Genomic DNA, 17,124 nt, shown 5'->3' with positions numbered 1-17,124 from the left:
ACGATGGAATTGTTAGCCAATCTGTACATCGGCCTCGAGGTCGCTCTTACGCCGATCAATCTCCTCTATTGCCTGGGTGGCGTGTTTGTCGGTACCCTCGTTGGCGTTCTTCCCGGTCTGGGGCCTACTGCGACAATCGCGATGCTGCTGCCGGTCACGTTCGGCCTGCCGCCTGTCTCAGCGCTTATTATGCTCGCCGGCATTTACTACGGCGCGCAGTATGGTGGCTCGACGACAGCCATTCTCATCAATCTGCCAGGTGAATCGTCATCCGTCGTTACAGCGATCGACGGCTATCAAATGGCCAGGCAGGGCCGGGCAGGGCTTGCGCTATCAACAGCGGCGCTAGGCTCTTTTTTTGCCGGATCGGTCGCCACCGTGCTGCTCGTTTTGTTCGCGCCGCCGCTGGCGGAAGTCGCGCTTAAGTTCGGGCCTTCGGAGTATTTCTCGCTGATGGTGCTAGGCTTGGTCGCGTCGGTCATTCTTGCGCACGGCTCGTTGCTCAAGGCCGTTGCGATGATCATCCTAGGGCTGTTACTCGGGCTGGTTGGCACCGACGTGACATCGGGCGTGCCGCGTTTTTCCTTTGACGTTCCCGAGTTGGCCGATGGCATCAACTTCGTGATCGTGGCCATGGGCATGTTTGGCCTTGGTGAAATCATCCGCAACCTGGAAAACGAGCAAGTCCGTGACGTCTTCAGCAAGAAAATAACGGGCTTGTGGCCAACGCTCGCCGATTTGAAGCAGATCGTTGCGCCCGTTCTGCGGGGAACAGTGCTCGGATCGGCGCTCGGCATTCTGCCGGGCGGCGGTGCGATGCTAGCCTCGTTCGCCGCGTATTCGCTGGAGAAGCGCGTATCGCGGAATTCCGCGAACTTCGGCAAGGGCGCCATCGAAGGCGTAGCGGCGCCGGAGTCGGCGAACAATGCCGGCGCTCAGACCAGCTTCATTCCGATGCTGACTCTCGGCATTCCCTCCAATCCGGTGATGGCCCTGATGATCGGCGCAATGATCATTCAGGGTATCCAGCCTGGCCCGCAGGTGATGACGGAGCAACCGGTTCTGTTCTGGGGCGTCATCGTCTCGATGTGGATCGGAAACTTCTTCCTCGTCGTGCTCAACCTGCCCATGATCGGCCTATGGGTGCGGATGCTCACGGTGCCGTATCACTTATTGTATCCGGCGATTCTCGTATTCTGCGCGATTGGCGTCTTCTCGCTCAATAACGCCGACTTCGACGTTTACCTGATGGCCCTGTTCGGCGTGCTTGGGTACGTCTTCGCAAAGCTCGACTGCGAGCCCGCTCCGCTGCTGCTCGGCTTTATTCTCGGTCCTATGATGGAAGAATATCTGCGTCGTGCCATGGTACTGTCCCACGGCGACCCGACGATATTTGTGTCCCGTCCGATCAGTTTGACGATGCTGATACTGGCGGCCATCGCGCTAGCCGTCGTGTTGCTACCGATGATCCGCAAGACGAGAGAAGAGGCGTTCCAGGAGGATTAGTCTACGACTGACGCGCTCGGTCGCTGAAATAGCGGAGGGTTCTAGTCGATTCCGCGAAATGATTTGGGCCAAAGTATCTCTTGCGACTCGGCGAACATTGGCGCGGTGACGTAATGGCTTGTGGCATCTAGGGCGCGCGCCATCATCGCTGCATTGTCGTAGGGGTTGACAAGCGTGCTTTGCGCCAGCCGCCGCTGCATAGCAGCACGACGCGATTGTCCATGCTGTTGCGCCGGGCGAGATTTTGCGCGGTCTCGTTAATTGTACCGCCCCAACTGATGCCGAGGGCGCCGGATGGGGAGGAGATGCTCGGAGACGTAGTGGCCGGCTGCGGCGCCGACCAGCGGCCGGGCATCACCACCGGCCGCTGAAGACGCTTGAATCTTTCGGCCAGTCGGACATGCCCAACCTCGCTCTGGGTCAGGCGCGACGATCCTTTGTCGCCGGCAAAATCGCAGTCCTCGCGGACTCGGCGTCTTATGTCGCAGCGGCGCAACGGCAGATCGGCGAGCGCTTCACCTTCAAGACCGTACCGCTCCACGCCGCCAACACGCGCTTTTCCTGCATCGCAGAAATCGACCGGCCGATTCAGTTTCACGCCGGGTTGGCTGCCGCCATGTTCGGACGAAGCCGCGCCGCTGCGCGCGCTCCGTTGCAGAAATCGGGTTAGTCGACATCGCGATGATTGAAGGCTACATCCGAGTCTGGCCGAATACCGACCTTGCGTAGGCAAAGTTCACACCAGTCGTTCGGGTAAGCCAATACGGCTTTATCTCACCTTCTTCTTACGATGCTTACGGGTTGCATTGTGCGCGCGCCGCGCCGGATCGGGCAGGGCCGTCCTGATCGCTTCCAGCACCATGTCGCGAAGCCAGCGATGGCCCGGGTCGCCATCGTATCGTCTGTGCCAGAGCTGAACGAATTCGAGGTCCGGCACCTTCATCGGCAGAGGGACGGGGAAGATCGCAAGATCGTTGGTGGTTCTAAAAATCGACAAGAGCCGCCGCCGCGTATGGGCAACGAGATCGGTGCCGCCGATCAGTGACTGTACGCTCAAAAAATGTGGCACCGCCGCGACGATGCGCCGGCCAATTCCAAGCGAATTCATCAGGACGTCGAGTTGAAGTCCGGTGTCATGATCCGGTCCGACAGTGATGTGGGGCGATGACAGATACGAACTAAGGTCGAGCCGCCCATTTTTCAGAAGTTTGTTGTTCTTGTCCGCGATACAAACGATCGTATCGCGATAAAGCTCACGGGATATCAGGTTTGCTTCGACGTGAGGAAACACGCCGATCGCGAGATCGACCTTGTCGTCGTTCAGGCGCTGGGTATCGTCTTGCGCGACCGAGGCTGTAATCGTGAGATTGATGTTTGGCGCGCTCTGCCGAATGCGCCTGATGATGAAGGGCAGCGCTTCGACAATCACGGCATCGGTCATCGAGATGCGAAACGTTCGCTCCGAATGCGCGGGGTCGAACAGAATCGTCGTGCTCAGCAACGAGTGAATACTTGCCAGCGCCTCCCTGACCTGAGGGTATAAAGCGATCGCGCGGGCCGTCGGCTGCATGCCGCCGGGACCGCGGACCAGCAACTGGTCTCCAAACAGCAGACGCAACTTGTTGAGCGAGTGGCTGATGGCCGGTTGCGTGACGCCAAGGCGTTCCGCAACGTGGGACACGCTGCGTTGGGTCATCAACTCCTCGAAGGTGGTGAGGAGGTTCAGGTCGACTTGCCTCAGATTCATGGTGCGACGCCCATTAGTGTAGCTAATGCCGATATGAATATTATGAAATTGCTTTATGCTCAACAGCGGCCAATGCTGTTGTCCAAATCGCGCCGTGAGACGCGATCGCAAAAGGGAGGGCTGGTCGTGACCGCCAAAGGCGGCTGACCGGTCCCAAGGATTTATATGGCAGCGCCGCATGTTCTCAATCAGCCCGAGAAGTACTGGGATCGGCTCTTTGCGCCGTCTTCCTGTCTTGCCGTGATCACGACGGTGGACAGCCAAGGAAGGGTGAATGCCGCCGCCTTTGGAACTTGCACACGCGTTCTTCATAGCCCGGTTTATCTCGCTTTCACGACGACGCGCGGCAACGACACGGCCGAGAATGTCCTGTCGACCGGTGAGTTCGTCGTCAATTTGCCGACGTTCGACCGCGACATGCTCAACAAGGTGATGACGGTCGGGCTGCCCTTCGCGCGCGGCACGAATGAGCTTGAGAAAGCGGGCTTCACCGCCTTTCCCGCCGTCGATGTTGCACCGCCGCGGATTGTCGAATGCCCCCGGCACTTCGAATGCAAAGTCGAGTGGACAAAGGAGTGGAGCGACGGCCGCCTCATGGTTTGCGGCAGGCTCGTTGCTGCCTCTGTCAACGCCGATTGCGTTGACGACAAGGGCTACGTGCTCTGGGACCGGGTCAAACCGGCGCACTATTGCGGCGCTCCTTATCGAAACAAATTCGTCGCGGCGTATCAGACGATGTCGGCTGACACGCCCTATAGCGGGCCGGAAAGCGAAGCGTTCGAGGCGCACCGGATTGCCATGTTCGAGGACGTCTAGTTGCGTTTCAGCCTGAACGAGTTTTGACACACGAAAAAATGGTCCGAACGGACCGGACACATGGGGGAAACGATGGATCAAATGATCAAACAGAACACCGAAGAGTCGATTTCAGCGCGAGTCGAACGTTTGCCGTTGTCACGCTGGCATACACGCATGATGGCGATCGCGGGTTTGGCGCATTTTTCTGACGCCTTCGATTCGCTTGCGATTGCATTCGTCCTTCCCATTCTGGTCGGGCTTTGGAAGATCGCCCCGGCGGAGATCGGCTTCCTGATTTCTGCCGGATATGTCGGTCAGATGATCGGTGCGATCGGCTTCGGCTGGCTTGCGGAACGGATCGGCCGGCGCGGCGCGTTGCGGGCAACCGTTCTCGTCATTTCGGTCATGAGCCTCGCCTGTGCGTTCTCCTGGAACTACCTGTCGTTCTTCGTGTTCCGCACGATCCAGGGATTGGGATTGGGCGGTGAGGTTCCGGTCGCCGCCACTTACATGAACGAGGTTTCGGCCGCCCGATTCCGGGGCCGCATTGTGATTTTCCTGCAATCGGCTTTCGGCATCGGCATCGTCATTACATCGCTTGTGAGCATCTGGATTGTCCCCAACCTCGGCTGGCAATGGATGTTCATCATCGGCGCCTTGCCGGCGATCCTGGCCGTCTGGCTGCGCTGGCTCATGCCTGAGTCGCCGCGCTGGCTTGCGAGCCAGGGCCGCGTGGACGAGGCAAACCGGGTCGTTGAGAAGATCGAAGGCGAAGTGACCAAAGCGGGCGCGGTGCTCCCGCCGCTGGCCAGCTCGTTTCCGGCTTTGATCAAGGAAAAGGCGACCTTTGCGAGCCTGTTCAAGGGGCAATATGCCGCGCGCACCGTCTCTGTCTGGCTGGTGATGCTGTGCACGTCCATCGTCGGCTACGGGCTTCTGACCTGGATGCCGACGATCTATCGCACCGTGCTCAAGGTGCCGGTTGCCCAAGCCTTGCAATATGGTTTGGCCGGAAGCGTCGCCAGCCTGCTGGGTGTTTTCGCGACGGCGTTCCTGGTCGACATCATCGGCCGTCGCGCCGCGTTCATGATCGGCTTCTTCGGCAGCGCAATCGCCCTCGGAGTCCTCTGGAAGATCGCACTGACGGTCGCGCCGATCTATGTCGTCATCCTGGCGGGTACAGGCCTCTTCTTCATATCGTTCTTGCTCAGCGGCCTTTATCTCTATGTGCCGGAAATCTATCCGACACGCATGCGGGCGATGGCCATGGGCGTCGGCAGCGCGTGGCTGCGTATCGGCGCCATTGTCGGTCCGACGCTGGTCGGCTGGATCCTCGGCGCAAGCGATCTCACATCTGTCTTCCTGATGTTTGCCGTCGCCGCAGTTGTGGGCGGTCTGGCGATCCTCTTCTTCGCGGTGGAGACACGTGGGCGCGTTCTCGAAGAAGTGGCGCCTTGATCACGAAGGGATGCGTGAATGTTGGCGATGAGCGGCTGGATTAGTTCGGCCGCTCATCGGCTCTCTGAAAAAATGCCCTGCGGCTCTTCAACTCCGTGGGTGGAAAATCGAGGAGACTTCATTGAATAACGACGGCTATCGACTTGTCAGTTTCACTCAATCGGACGGGAAGCCTCAATCAGGCTTGAAGATCAAGGATCGCATTTACCCCGCGGCAGCGCTGGCCGGCGAATTGGACAATCCGCATACCGTGCTCGGCATCCTCCAGGAGTGGGACAAAGCGCACGCCCTTTTCGGCGCCGCGGCACAGAAAGCTGACCCGGCCGCCGGCATTCCGGAAGGCGATGTGACCTTGCTCGCGCCAATTCTCTACCCGGGCGCACTTTATTGTGCCGGCGCGAACTATTGGGACCATCTCGAAGAAATGGCGGAGGTTGCCAAGAAAGTCACGGGCAAGGCGCCTTCGATGGAGAAGGCCAAGGATCCGTACTTCTTCATGAAGAACAGCGCCAGCGGCATCATCGGGAGCGGCGCGCAGGCGCGCCTGCCGTCGTTCTCGAAGCAGGTCGATTGGGAGGCCGAACTCTGTGTCGTGATCGGCAAGAAGTGCCGTCATGTGTCGGAAGGCGACGCCCACTCCGTCGTTGCCGGCTATACGATCATGAACGATCTGTCGGCCCGCGATCTGATGAAGCGAGAGGGCTCGCCTTTCGGCATGGATTGGATCGGTCAGAAGTGTTTCGAGGACGCCGCGCCGATGGGGCCGTGGCTGACGCCGTCGGCCTATATCGCCGACCCCAACAACCTGGCGATCAAGCTCTGGGTCAATGGCGTGCTCAAGCAGGACTCCAACACGAGCCGTCTTGTCTTCAGCATTGCGGAGCAGATCGCTTATCTGAGCCGTCATTTTACGCTGTTTCCCGGCGACGTCATCGCCACAGGAACGCCGGCGGGCGTCGGCATGCCGCGCGGCGAGTTCCTGAAAGCAGGCGATGTCGTGAAGATCGAAGTGGCAGGCTGCGGCGTGCTGACGACCCAGATGGTTGCGGAATCGTAATGACAAACAGGGAAGAGATGCAGCCGCGCCTGCGGCTGGCGGCCGATATCGGCGGCACGTTCACCGATGTTGCGGCCTTCGATCAGACCAACAAGCGGCTCCTTCTCGGCAAGAGCCTGTCGACGCCGCGGGCGATGGTTGAGGGCATCGAGGCGGGTGTCGGGAAAGCGGGCACTGCGTTCTCGGAGGCCGGCCTGTTTTTGCACGGCTCCACCGTGGCCATCAATACGATGCTGGAGCGGACCGGCGCGAGAACGGTCCTCATCACCACCCGCGGCTTTCGCGATGTTTACGAGATCGGCCGTATCAACAGGCCGGACGCCTATAATCTGTTCTTCCAGAAGCATGCGCCGCTGATCGCCCGGGAGTACTGCTACGAGGTGACGGAGCGGCTTTATGCCGACGGCCGTGTTTTCAAGCCGCTGGACGAAACCGAACTCGAAGCGCTTGCAGATGTGCTGGCGCGCGAGAAGATCGAAGCGGTCGCCATCCTGTTCCTTCATTGCTACCGCAATCCGGCGCATGAGTTGCGCGCCAAGGAAATCCTGCAACGGCGGCTGCCCGGCGTGTTCATATCGGCATCGCATGAGCTTTCGCAGGAATACCGGGAATTCGAGCGGTGTTCGACCGTGGTCGCCAATGCCTTTATCGGCCCCCGCGTGCAGCGCTATCTCACGGAGATTGGCCAGCGCATCAAAGGCGAGGGGTTCAAGGGCAATTTCCTTGTCGTCCAGTCGACCGGTGGTCTGTTCGAACTCGACAAAGCGAGAACCGAATGCATCCGGATTCTCGAATCCGGTCCGGCTTCGGGCGTCATCGGAACCCAGGCCATGTGTCACGCGCTGGGCATGGACAATGCGATCGCCTTCGACATGGGCGGGACGACGGCGAAAGCCGGCGTCATTCTCAATGGCCGGGCGCTAACGACGGGACAGGCCTTGATCGGCAGCTATGATCGCGCATTGCCGATCCAGGTGGCCACCATCGATATCTTCGAGGTTGGCACAGGTGGCGGCTCCATCGCGCGCGTTGAGCATGGCGGCGCCTTGCATGTCGGTCCGCGAAGCGCCGGCGCGGAGCCTGGCCCGGCCTGCTACGGACGGGGTGGCACCGAGCCGACCATCACCGACGCCAATCTGCTGCTCGGCCGTCTCGGTGCCGACCGGTTCCTCGGCGGCGAGATGAAACTGGATGTTGCGGCTGCTGAAAAGGCCATGGCCGATCGCGTGGCGACGCCCTTGGGCCTGAGCACGACGGATGCCGCGAATGGCATCCTGCGCATCGCCGCGACGAAGATGTCCTACGCTGTGAAAGGCGTCACGACCGAGCGCGGGCTCGACGCCGGCAGCTTTGCGCTGGTGGCCTATGGCGGCGCTGGTCCTCTGCATGCGACTGCCGTGGCGCGCGAGCTCGGTATCCGGACCGTCATCATCCCGCGAGCGCCCGGGCATTTCTCGGCCTTCGGCATGTTGTTCTCGGACCTGCGCTACGATTTCGTGCGCACCTGGTTCATCTCGCTGGAGCAACTCGACTTCGCCGCCCTGGAAGCGACTTTTGCCGAATTTGAAGCGGAAGGTCGCGCCGCGATCGATGCATCGGCGATTGCGCCGCAAGAAGTTACCGTGCGCCGTGCGCTCGACATGCGTTATGTCGGCCAGGAACATTCGGTGACGGTCGATGTGCCGCAGGAATTGTTCGACGCCGGGGATCGGGCCGCCATCAAGGCGCTGTTCGACGCGGTCCATTTGCAACGATACGGCACGTCGGCTCCGAGCGAGCGTGCGGAAATCGCCAGCTTGCGCACCACGGTGACCGGAGTTGTCGAGAAACCGGGCCTGGAAAAGATCGCGGCCGGCACCGCCGTGCCGCCGAAGGAAGCGCATACCGGGACACGGCGGGCTTATTTCGAGGAGGTTGGCTTCGTCGAGACCCCGACATTCGCGCGCGCGGCGCTTTTGGCCGGAAATCGCGCCGAAGGTCCCGCCTTGATTGAGGAACATGCCTCAACCACCGTCGTCTTGCCCGGCGACATTGTCGAGGTCGACGCCCTCGGCAATCTCCTTATCACCGTTTTCGGAGCGCGTTCATGACCAAAGGTCAGACTTCCGCCGATCCGATCCTCGTCGAGATCATCCGAAATGGTGTGATGGCGGTCACCGAAGAGATGAAGACCAATCTCATGCGCACCGCCTACAACATGATCATCTACGAGGCGCTTGATTTCACCGTTGGCCTCTTCACGAAGGACGGCGACACCGTCTCGATCGGGCTCGGCCTGCCGATGTTCATCCGTGGCATGTCGGAAACCGTCAAAGCCAAGATCAAGCATTTCGGCATCGATGGGTTCTCGCCGGGCGATATCCTGCTGACCAATGACGCCTATACGACCGGCAGCCATCTCAATCATCTGACCTTCACTGTGCCTGTGTTCCACGAAGACCGCCTGGTCGGCTTCTCGTGCTGTATGGCGCATTGGCCGGATGTCGGCGGAACGCTGGGCGGCGTGACGACGGATATCTTCTCTGAAGGCCTCCAGATCCCGATCGTCAAATATGCGCGGGCGGGCGTCGTCAATCAGGAGATTCACGAGATCATCCGGATGAATGTCCGGTTGCCCGAACGGGCCATGGGCGACCTGCGGGCCCAGATCACCGCGATCATGACAGGCGAGCGGCGCTTCGTTGACCTTCTCAACCGCTACGGCCAACGTCAGGTTCTCGATTGCATCGATGTCCTGATGGATCATTCGGAAGCGGCGGCTCGCGAGCGCACGCGGTCGATCCCAGATGGCGTCTATGAAGCGGAAAGCTTCATGGATGATGATGCCGTTGATGTCGCCAAGCGTATTCCAATACGGGTGAAAGTCATCGTCTCGGGCGATGAAATGACCGTCGATCTGACCGATGTCGCCAAGCAGGTGCGGGGCTTCTACAATTCCGGGCCGACGACCGGCATTGCCTGCGCGCAGGTGGCTTTCAAATGTGTCACATCGCCCACGGACTATCCGGTTAACGACGGATCATTCCGCAACCTCAAGGTCGTTCTGCCGCCAGGCAGCATCGTGAGCGCCGTTCGTCCGGCGCCGATGCGCTGGTGGATGACTTTTCCCATGACCGTGGTGGATACGATCTTCAAGGCCCTGTCTCAGGCGGTGCCGGAGCAGGTCATCGCCGGTCACCATGCTGACCTTTGCGTTGCCCTGGTCGACGGGTTCTACCCGGACAGCGGCAAATTGTTCATTACCGGCTTAGGGCCTCTCGGCGGCGGCTGGGGCGCGAAGCGCGGCGAAGACGGGGTGTCGGCCACGGTCTGCATCAATGACGGCGACACACATAACAGTCCCAATGAACAGTTCGAGGCGAAGTACCCGGTCATGGTCGAAAGCCTCTCGCTGATCACCGATTCCGGAGGGCCGGGGCTTAATCGCGGCGGGCTCGGCGTCGAGACGGTCGTCCAGGCTCTGTCGGATTTCAACGTCAATACGAGTATCGAGCGTGCCGTTTGTCTGCCATGGGGCTTGGAAGGTGGTCTTGAGGGCACCGGCAATGAGATGTTGATGCGCCGGGACGGCAAGATCCAGAACGATGTCCAGAATGCCAAGGTCTTTCGCGCCGGGATCAAGGCGGGCGACGCCTTTGTCATGCGGTCTGGTGGGGGCGGCGGGTTCGGCTCGCCGCTGGAGCGCTCCGCGGAAAAAGTTCAGCATGACGTGCGTCAAGGCTACGTTTCAGTCATGGCCGCCCGGGATTATTACGGCGTCGTCATCGACCCCGATGATTTCTCGGTGGACGAGGCGGCGACAAGGAAGCAGCGAGAGCAGTTGGTTGAGGTTCACCGCCAGCGCGTCCTGGATCAGGCAGAGGCGCCGCGCCGTATCGAGCAGAAGCAACTCGACACGATGCCGCCCGGACATCTGGCCGTCCGCTGTCTGCTGCCGTCGTGCTGCGGCCGCTGGCACGTGCCGCGCGGCTTTGAGGCAACAGAGGTGTCTCCCTAGGAAGCTCAGTTGATGGCCATGTATCGTCGCGCAATCCGGCCCGTTCTTTTCGCTCTCGATGCCGAGGCCAGCCATCGGGCCACCATCGGGCTTTGCCGGACAGCAGGCTCTTCCGTCATTCTGCGGCGCGCGGCCAAGGCTCGCTTCGGGATCAGGGATTCGAAACTACACACGACCGTCGCCGGTATTGATTTTCCGGGTCCCGTTGGTCTTGCGGCCGGTTTTGACAAGAACGCAGAGGCTGCCCCTGCCATGTCCGAGCTCGGGTTCGGCTCCATCGAAGTCGGCTCGGTGTCGCTGCATTCTTCCAAAGGGAATTCCGATCGTCCTCGGGTCTGGCGACTCCCTTTGGATGAGGGCCTTCGTATCTATTATGGCTGCCCGAGCGATGGCGCGGAGGTCGTTGCCGCGCGCTTGAAATCAATCAAGCTCGACGTTCCGCTCGGGGTAAGCCTCGTCGAGACGAATACCGGCACCGTCACGTCCGCTGACCATGCGGCTGAAGAACTGGCCCACGCCATGACTTACTTTTCCGGCTTGGCGGACTATCTGGTGCTCAATCTGAGTTGTCCCAACATGCCACGCGGCGGCGGCCTGTTCGACAGCCCTGAAAAACTGGGCATGCTCTTGAGGTGCTGTGCGCAGCCTGCAGGGATGCCGCCGGTGTTTCTCAAGCTCACGCCGCCCGGTGACGCCGAAGATCCAAGCGTGATCGATCTGATTCTCGGCGCGGTTGCGCCTTTCGACTTCGTGAAAGGGTTTATACTCAATATTCCGAACCGCGATCCCGGCGGGACATTAAAAACACCCCCGGACTCACTCAATCAAATGCGTGGCGGCATCACTGGCCCGTCCTTGCGGCAGCCCACGAACAAGGCGATCTCCGCGTGGTACAGCCGCATAGACCGCAAACGTCATGTCTTGATCGGTTGCGGCGGCATATCGAGTGCGGACGATGCTTATCGAACGATCCGTCTCGGTGCCTCACTCGTCCAGCTCTATACGGCGCTGGTTTATCAGGGGCCTGGGCTCATCAAGAGCATCAATGAGGGGTTGAGCCGGATGCTTGAACGAGACGGCTTTCGAACCATTGGCGAGGCCGTTGGCGTCGGTGAATAGAATGCGGTCATTCGTGTCATTGCAAACCAGAGGGACGCCCATTGCCATGCTGAAGATCAGGCACATCGCATTTGCCAGCGAGCACCCGGGCAAGGCTGCGGAGTTCTATAAGAGCGTCTTTGGCTTCAAGGAGCTCAGCCGGTTTGGCCTCGATCCAGCCAGGCCGGATGAAGCGCAGCGTCCTTCCGGAGTTTTTCTGACCGACGGAACGCTGAATATCGCGATTCTGAAACTCCCCGAAATCATGCTCGGCAAGATGGGCGATAGTGGGATTCATCATTTCGGCGTGGTCGTGGAGAATGTCGAGGATTGGTCGGTGCGGCTTGAGGCCATGGGCGCGCCATGCATTGTCGGGCGCGACGACATTCCGCCGGGCGCCCATGTCGAGCTGAAGTTCATGGGCCCGGACGGAGTTGTGTTCGATATCACTGAAAATCTGTGGCCGGGCAGCGAGCCGGTTGAAGCGCCGTCCGCGTCATAAGAGCCGTCGAACAAGAGTAGACCGCCCATGCCGGAGAATACTGGCCTTTCGTTCACGGCAAGGGATTACGACTATCACCGTGGCGCCTCCGGGCCTCAGCTGGTGCGTGTGTATCGGCCAGACGGTCCGGGACCGTTCCCGAGCGTCGTGGATGTGCATGGCGGCGGATGGGGCACAGGCAACCGTCTGAACAACACGGTCATCCACGAATATCTGGCGCGGTCAGGCATCGTCGTCGCCGCGATTGATTTCCGCCTGTCCGGCGAGGCGAGGTATCCGGCCTCGATTGCCGATACGAATCTGGCCATCCGATGGCTGAAGTTCCGGGCAGCCGATTTCAACAGCCGCCCGGACTTGGTCGGGGGAGTAGGTTCGTCGAGCGGCGGCCATCAGCTCCTGCTCAATGCCTTGAAGCCAAACGATTCCGCCTATGCAGTGCTCGATACAGCGCGCTTTCCGGACATCGATGCAAGCCTCAGCTTTGTCGTTGCGCTGTGGCCCGTCGCCGATCCGTGGGCGCGATATCAAATGGCGCAACGGCAGGCCAAGGAAGCGCTCATTCGATCGCACGCGGCCTATTGGAATAGTGATGAGGAGATGCAGCGAGGCAATCCCCACCTTCTGCTGGAGCGGCGCGAGCAAACGCACCTTCCGCCACTCCTGATCATGCAGGGGACGGCGGATGACAACCTGACACCGGACATGGCCGAACGTTTCTCCGTGGCCTATCGCAGTTCGGGGGGGCATGCCGAGTTGAGCATCGTTGGCGGCGCGTCGCACGCCTTTATCACGAGAGACCCTGGCGCGCCAATATCCCTGGCGGCTCTGGCCAAAATCGCAAGATTCATAAAAGCGATTGCCGGCGTAGCTTAGATACTGTGCTTTTTTCGGTAGCGCCAGTGCGTTACCTATCGGCCCGACGCAGGGGGTCGATACAACTAATCCGTGGATCAGGCGTTCGATGCCGGGTGAAATGTTCGATCAGATCATTCCTATGAGTTGGCATGGCCAACCCGAACCGGTCCCGCGCGCTGTTATGTTCCTCGCGTCCGACAACAGCAGCTATGCCGTCGGGTTAACTGTCATGGTAGACGGTGGAATGATGGACTGGACCGACGGGCATGGCAGCGCTGGGTCTGGAACGGTTTCTGTCTTTCGCTTTCCGGTAACAACTCAATATTTGATAGCGTGCAAATTGAACACTCGCGGCGCTAGATGCGCTTCTTACGGTAACGAACCTCAATGGTTTCAATGGCGGACACCAGACTACGAACCTGGGGGTCAGGGTGCATTTCTGCTAATAGCGATTAGAGACCGTCGATAAAAAAAAGGTTTGGCGGACCGCCGCTTCTGCGGCAGGTGTTCGCACTGAAGGCGGTGACTCAGATCATGCCCCGATATCCTAGTCGGTCTATAGGATACGGCGGACCTCTTGGTTCCATCATCCTGATGGTATTTAAAAAATCGTTTTGCTCTTGCTGGCGCGTCGCTGCAGGATCGCTTTCACGCCGTGATTGGCCGTAAGTTCGGCCATAGCCGGTTCGGACAGCGGCGGCGGCGCATCGCCAGAGAGGTTCAGCTCGAGAAGAATCGGCTCGAGCAGGAGCGCGCGAGACTGCAGATGGCCGCGGATCGCGAGATCGTCGAGGCTGAGGCCGCGGCGCGGGTGGAAGCTTACTACGCCTATGCTGATCGGCTTCGTCAGATGGCGGAGCGAGTTACCCGCGAGAGCAAGCGTCGCCTTGCCGCTGAAAATGAACTCGTGGCGCTGCGAGCCGAAGTCATAGCGATGTCCGCCGAGAGGAGTAGGCGGCCGCCCGGCCTGTAGCAGGCGTAGCAGCGGGCGGTCATTCGAAGGTGTCATTGCCCCATCCGGCTTTTCGACAAAACCGGGTGGTGGGTGCTGCCAGGTTCAGATGTGCAGAGCCGCCTCGCTCTTGAGGTGCTCGCCTTTTTGCCCTTCCGGCGGCGGGGCCGGACTGATCAGATTGAGGCGCTCCAACATCCGAGCAGCCGCTTTGAAACGGGGCGACGACGGAACGGCATTCTGCAGCCGGCGAGAGAGTTCGCGTTTCTCGATGACGGCGTCGGCGACACTGGTGTGGTGCCGCAGGGCGGCGATAATCCGTATGGCGTCGGCTTCCTCCGGCGTCGCCGCCGACACCGGCCCGAGGATATGCCGGGCACCGCCAAGAGCAATCGCATCAATCATTGCTACGGCGCTGCGTATGGCTGAGGCGGGGATCTCCGCGGTCAGCTTCATCTTTGCGGTGGCGCCGATCAGGTGCAACGCGGCGGCGATGCGCTGCGCCAAATCCGGCAACTGATTGATGTAAGTCGTTATCGGATCGAGGCGCTTGTCTACGGTGGTTTTCCATCGCTGCGCCGCTTCCCCTAGGGCGGCCGTGGCGGCTGCATGAAAATTCAATTTCAGACTGCTCGCCGCGCCAAGCTCATGGACGCGGCGGACCAGAGCGAGCATGGCCCTGCCGTCGCCGTCACAAGCATGACGTCTGGTTCCGACGAACACCGTCCCAAGCAGTTCCTCGGCGCGCGCGGTCTGGAGGGTTTCGCACTCGTCGAGGGTTAGCACACCGACGACCGGGATAGGGAGGCGCCGCAGCGAGACGCGCCCGCCCTTGCGATCGGCGGAGGCCAGCGGCTGGCCAAGGGCGGTTGTGTTCAACGCGGCGGCGGTGGCTGGATCTCCGCAGCCGACGCGCGCGAAATTAGCCATGCGCCGCTCATCCGTCAGAAAGACACCGGTTCCGCCGGCCGATGCGTCAATAACGGCGCGAAGCGCACCGTCGTCGACGACCAGCCTAGGTGGCGCACTTATGTCGTCGCGCGCGCCGTCCACCAGCGGCGGGGGCATCGGGTTGCCTAGAGCCAGAGCCGCTTGTGTCGCCAGGGTGTGCAGCTGCCGACGATCAGTAGCGGGGAGGGCAGTCCTTTGGACGGCGATCCTCGCCGCGTGCAAATCGAGGAGGTCATTCTGCAGGCCGTATGCTGCTTCCATAATGGTTACCGGCAACCGACGTATTGTAGACGGCCATGGTGACCTGCGGCCCGCGGCCGAGCGCCTGCTCCAGCGTTTCCCGCAGCAATTCGGCACGCTTCATGCCGCCGGCATCGGGCGAGACGACCGCGAGTTTGTCGCTGGCCAGATTGTTCCTGACATAGTCGACGAACAAGGGCGTCGCGGTGAGCGCGACCGTTCGGCAACGAAAGGCATTCTCGAAAGCCGCGGGATTGTGCACTTCGAGTGTAACGACGCGGTCGGTGCCAACGCTCTCGATCATACTGGCGAGGTAGCGTGTGGTGACTGGATCGTTCGGCTTGGTGCGGCGGTCCTTGCGCGCATAGCAAAGATAGGGCGTGACGGCGGTCACGCGGGCAGCGCCGGCGTCTTTCAACGCGCCGATGAAGAACAGCAGGCGGCAGAGCTTGTCGTTGGCGCTCTGATCCGGGCCCCCGTGCAGGCTTTGCAAGACGTAGACGTCCGCGCCGCTCACGGCGTCGAGCGGCCGCGCTTTGTGCTCACCGTCCTCGAAGTCTCGCTCTTCGTGCGACGAAAGCGGCAGGCCCACGGCGCCCGCCACGGCGTCACCGAGTTCCTTGCTGGTAGCGAGTGCAAATAGCCGCAATGGAACCGCTTGCATGGCTCCCTCGGGGGCAGGATTCTCGATGCACAGTACCGAGGCGCACGCTCGGCGTCTTTGACACCGATCAACGGGGCTGCGCTGGCGAAGTGGCGTGCGCGATGTCGATTGACGTGGCTTATGCCCGCACGGCGGCGCCGGACCTGACTGCGCGTTTGGGCTTGGCAGGCGCCGGCTCCGATTGCGCGTACAATAACTCGATGGCGGCCTTGGCGGCGTTTTGGACGTGATGTTCCGCCAGCGCGCGCGCCTTCTTCCCATCCTTCGCGTCCAGCGCTTCCATCATGGCGGCGAGTTCATCCATGCTGATGGCTGAACGGCCCGGTGCGCGCAGCGACGTCGCGCGCAACAGCATGATGCGGGCATTGAGCAGCCGCAGCGTATCGCCGAGCGCCTGATTGCCGGCGCCGTCGACCAGACATTCGTAGAAATGGTTCTTGGCGCGCAGTCGCGCCAGCGGATCGGTATCCTTGAAGGAGCGCTTGAGCTTGCGGAAAGCATCGTGCAGGGCCTCGCGCTGATCGTCGTCGGCGCGGTCGGCGAAGAGCTGGCAGGCCAGTCCTTCCAGTTCGGCGCGAACCTGGTAGACACCCTGGGCCTGCTCCGCGGACAGCCGCGCCACACTAGGGCCGCGGTTCGGCACGACCTCGATCAATCCTTCGGATTCGAGCTGACGCAGAGCCTCGCGCACCAACGTGCGGCTGACGCCCGTCATCTCGCACAGTTCGCGCTCGGTCAGCCGCTCGCCGGCAGCGAAATGGCCAAGGGCGATTGCATAGCGGATGCTTTCCGTGACGCTTTGGCGCAGCGGGGCGGCCACCTTCTCGACTCGAAAATCAAGTTTGGGAGACGGCGCGTTCAAGGGACATTTCCTCCATGAGCGGTCCCGGCAAACTGAATCGTTACATGTCTACAACGGAAAAGCGAAAGCAGGAATGGTATCCTCGACCCGGTGAGAAGTGCCTTACGACGGTATTGTTGACGACAATGTCGATGCTGCCGAACCGCGCACGGGCGTTGTCGACTATGCGCTTGATCGCAGAGACTCGGTCAAATCAGTTTCGTCGAAACGTCGTCACGGGCCCCGCGAGGAGTTTCTTGACCCCCTTCGGCCCATATTTTACATACCGTACTACTATCAGACAATATCGACGACCGAGACCGCTCCACTGGAGAAAAACAGCCCGGGGCAGGGCCGGCGGTCAAGCCGCGGGGAGGGAAAGGCGCGAGGCCGGCAGATTTCCCCGCTGGCGATCATCACAAACCGAAGCGCCGCGCATTGACCATAGGTGGTGGCCG

16 protein-coding genes are annotated in these 17,124 nt (G+C 60.9%); 10 read left to right on the top strand and 6 right to left on the bottom strand.

All coding sequences use genetic code 11. From position 1 onward, the window contains the following. Positions 1 to 3: 3 nt before the first annotated feature. Positions 4 to 1,506: a tripartite tricarboxylate transporter permease gene (locus E8Q40_RS16590; RefSeq protein ID WP_137045591.1), complete on the top strand. Its 1,503-nt coding sequence runs from the start codon at positions 4 to 6 to the stop codon at positions 1,504 to 1,506. A gap of 142 nt (positions 1,507 to 1,648) precedes the next feature. Here E8Q40_RS16590 and E8Q40_RS16585 read toward each other — a convergent pair whose 3' ends face one another. Then, the gene (locus tag E8Q40_RS16585) at positions 1,649 to 2,104 is read right to left on the bottom strand and encodes a hypothetical protein (protein WP_137045590.1); all 456 of its coding nucleotides are present in this window, start codon (positions 2,102 to 2,104) and stop codon (positions 1,649 to 1,651) included. A 171-nt stretch (positions 2,105 to 2,275) separates the two neighbouring features. Further along, complete coding sequence (locus E8Q40_RS16580) at positions 2,276 to 3,253, bottom strand: LysR family transcriptional regulator (protein WP_168197876.1); 978 nt, start codon at positions 3,251 to 3,253, stop codon at positions 2,276 to 2,278. 165 nt (positions 3,254 to 3,418) lie between these two features. On the opposite strand from E8Q40_RS16580, the gene E8Q40_RS16575 reads away from it, so the two are divergent. From E8Q40_RS16575 to E8Q40_RS22430, 9 genes are all read left to right on the top strand, one after another. Further along, positions 3,419 to 4,069 carry a flavin reductase family protein gene (locus E8Q40_RS16575; protein WP_137045588.1) on the top strand — a complete coding sequence of 217 codons (651 nt, stop codon included), beginning with the start codon at positions 3,419 to 3,421 and terminating at the stop codon, positions 4,067 to 4,069. Positions 4,070 to 4,141: 72 nt separating this feature from the next. Continuing rightward, positions 4,142 to 5,509 carry an MFS transporter gene (locus E8Q40_RS16570; RefSeq protein WP_205995572.1) on the top strand — a complete coding sequence of 456 codons (1,368 nt, stop codon included), beginning with the start codon at positions 4,142 to 4,144 and terminating at the stop codon, positions 5,507 to 5,509. A gap of 184 nt (positions 5,510 to 5,693) precedes the next feature. Beyond that, entirely contained in the window at positions 5,694 to 6,566 is an 873-nt protein-coding gene (locus E8Q40_RS16565; RefSeq protein ID WP_205995571.1) for a fumarylacetoacetate hydrolase family protein, read from the top strand. After that, a complete protein-coding gene (locus E8Q40_RS16560; protein ID WP_137045585.1) occupies positions 6,566 to 8,656 on the top strand; it encodes a hydantoinase/oxoprolinase family protein in 2,091 nt (696 codons plus the stop codon). Before E8Q40_RS16565 ends, E8Q40_RS16560 begins: the two co-directional genes overlap by 1 nt. 56 nt (positions 8,657 to 8,712) lie before the next feature. Then, a complete protein-coding gene (locus E8Q40_RS16555) occupies positions 8,713 to 10,563 on the top strand; it encodes a hydantoinase B/oxoprolinase family protein (protein ID WP_205995569.1) in 1,851 nt (616 codons plus the stop codon). A gap of 12 nt (positions 10,564 to 10,575) precedes the next feature. Continuing rightward, complete coding sequence (locus tag E8Q40_RS16550; RefSeq protein ID WP_137045583.1) at positions 10,576 to 11,682, top strand: quinone-dependent dihydroorotate dehydrogenase; 1,107 nt, start codon at positions 10,576 to 10,578, stop codon at positions 11,680 to 11,682. Between the two features lie 46 nt (positions 11,683 to 11,728). Further along, positions 11,729 to 12,163 (top strand): VOC family protein, encoded by a 435-nt coding sequence (locus E8Q40_RS16545; protein WP_168197874.1) that lies wholly within the window; start codon positions 11,729 to 11,731, stop codon positions 12,161 to 12,163. A gap of 27 nt (positions 12,164 to 12,190) precedes the next feature. Beyond that, on the top strand, positions 12,191 to 13,036 hold the full coding sequence (locus E8Q40_RS16540; protein ID WP_137045581.1) for an alpha/beta hydrolase: 846 nt from the start codon (positions 12,191 to 12,193) through the stop codon (positions 13,034 to 13,036). Positions 13,037 to 13,124: 88 nt separating this feature from the next. After that, entirely contained in the window at positions 13,125 to 13,487 is a 363-nt protein-coding gene (locus E8Q40_RS22430; RefSeq protein WP_137045580.1) for an SDR family oxidoreductase, read from the top strand. A gap of 132 nt (positions 13,488 to 13,619) precedes the next feature. Here the strand turns inward: E8Q40_RS22430 and E8Q40_RS16530 are convergent, their stop codons facing one another. The 4 genes from E8Q40_RS16530 to E8Q40_RS16515 form a co-directional block, all read right to left on the bottom strand. Next, entirely contained in the window at positions 13,620 to 14,027 is a 408-nt protein-coding gene (locus E8Q40_RS16530) for a hypothetical protein (RefSeq protein WP_137045579.1), read from the bottom strand. Between the two features lie 48 nt (positions 14,028 to 14,075). Continuing rightward, positions 14,076 to 15,038, bottom strand: a complete 963-nt coding sequence (locus tag E8Q40_RS16525; RefSeq protein ID WP_137045578.1) for a hypothetical protein — start codon at positions 15,036 to 15,038, stop codon at positions 14,076 to 14,078. Between the two features lie 115 nt (positions 15,039 to 15,153). Beyond that, positions 15,154 to 15,825, bottom strand: coding sequence for a ribose-phosphate pyrophosphokinase (locus E8Q40_RS16520; RefSeq protein WP_137045577.1), 672 nt, complete (start codon positions 15,823 to 15,825; stop codon positions 15,154 to 15,156). A 118-nt stretch (positions 15,826 to 15,943) separates the two neighbouring features. Further along, a complete protein-coding gene (locus tag E8Q40_RS16515; RefSeq protein WP_137045576.1) occupies positions 15,944 to 16,687 on the bottom strand; it encodes a GntR family transcriptional regulator in 744 nt (247 codons plus the stop codon). Positions 16,688 to 17,124 lie beyond the last annotated feature (437 nt).

This window comes from Pseudolabrys sp. FHR47, from assembly GCF_005153485.1.
In the GTDB taxonomy this organism is placed as follows: domain Bacteria; phylum Pseudomonadota; class Alphaproteobacteria; order Rhizobiales; family Xanthobacteraceae; genus Pseudolabrys.
The sequence above is the reverse complement of the archived record's forward strand: the minus strand, read 5'-3'. Positions and strand labels throughout refer to the sequence as shown.

Coding starts and splice junctions, on each gene's coding strand:
- E8Q40_RS16590 (WP_137045591.1), top strand. CDS start 4: ATGGAATTGTTAGCCAATCTGTACATCGGCCTCGAGGTCGCTCTTACG.
- E8Q40_RS16580 (WP_168197876.1), bottom strand. CDS start 3,253: ATGAATCTGAGGCAAGTCGACCTGAACCTCCTCACCACCTTCGAGGAG.
- E8Q40_RS16575 (WP_137045588.1), top strand. CDS start 3,419: ATGGCAGCGCCGCATGTTCTCAATCAGCCCGAGAAGTACTGGGATCGG.
- E8Q40_RS16570 (WP_205995572.1), top strand. CDS start 4,142: ATGGATCAAATGATCAAACAGAACACCGAAGAGTCGATTTCAGCGCGA.
- E8Q40_RS16560 (WP_137045585.1), top strand. CDS start 6,566: ATGACAAACAGGGAAGAGATGCAGCCGCGCCTGCGGCTGGCGGCCGAT.
- E8Q40_RS16555 (WP_205995569.1), top strand. CDS start 8,713: ATGGCGGTCACCGAAGAGATGAAGACCAATCTCATGCGCACCGCCTAC.
- E8Q40_RS16550 (WP_137045583.1), top strand. CDS start 10,576: ATGGCCATGTATCGTCGCGCAATCCGGCCCGTTCTTTTCGCTCTCGAT.
- E8Q40_RS16545 (WP_168197874.1), top strand. CDS start 11,729: ATGCTGAAGATCAGGCACATCGCATTTGCCAGCGAGCACCCGGGCAAG.
- E8Q40_RS16540 (WP_137045581.1), top strand. CDS start 12,191: ATGCCGGAGAATACTGGCCTTTCGTTCACGGCAAGGGATTACGACTAT.
- E8Q40_RS22430 (WP_137045580.1), top strand. CDS start 13,125: ATGCCGGGTGAAATGTTCGATCAGATCATTCCTATGAGTTGGCATGGC.
- E8Q40_RS16530 (WP_137045579.1), bottom strand. CDS start 14,027: ATGACACCTTCGAATGACCGCCCGCTGCTACGCCTGCTACAGGCCGGG.
- E8Q40_RS16525 (WP_137045578.1), bottom strand. CDS start 15,038: ATGCCCCCGCCGCTGGTGGACGGCGCGCGCGACGACATAAGTGCGCCA.
- E8Q40_RS16520 (WP_137045577.1), bottom strand. CDS start 15,825: ATGCAAGCGGTTCCATTGCGGCTATTTGCACTCGCTACCAGCAAGGAA.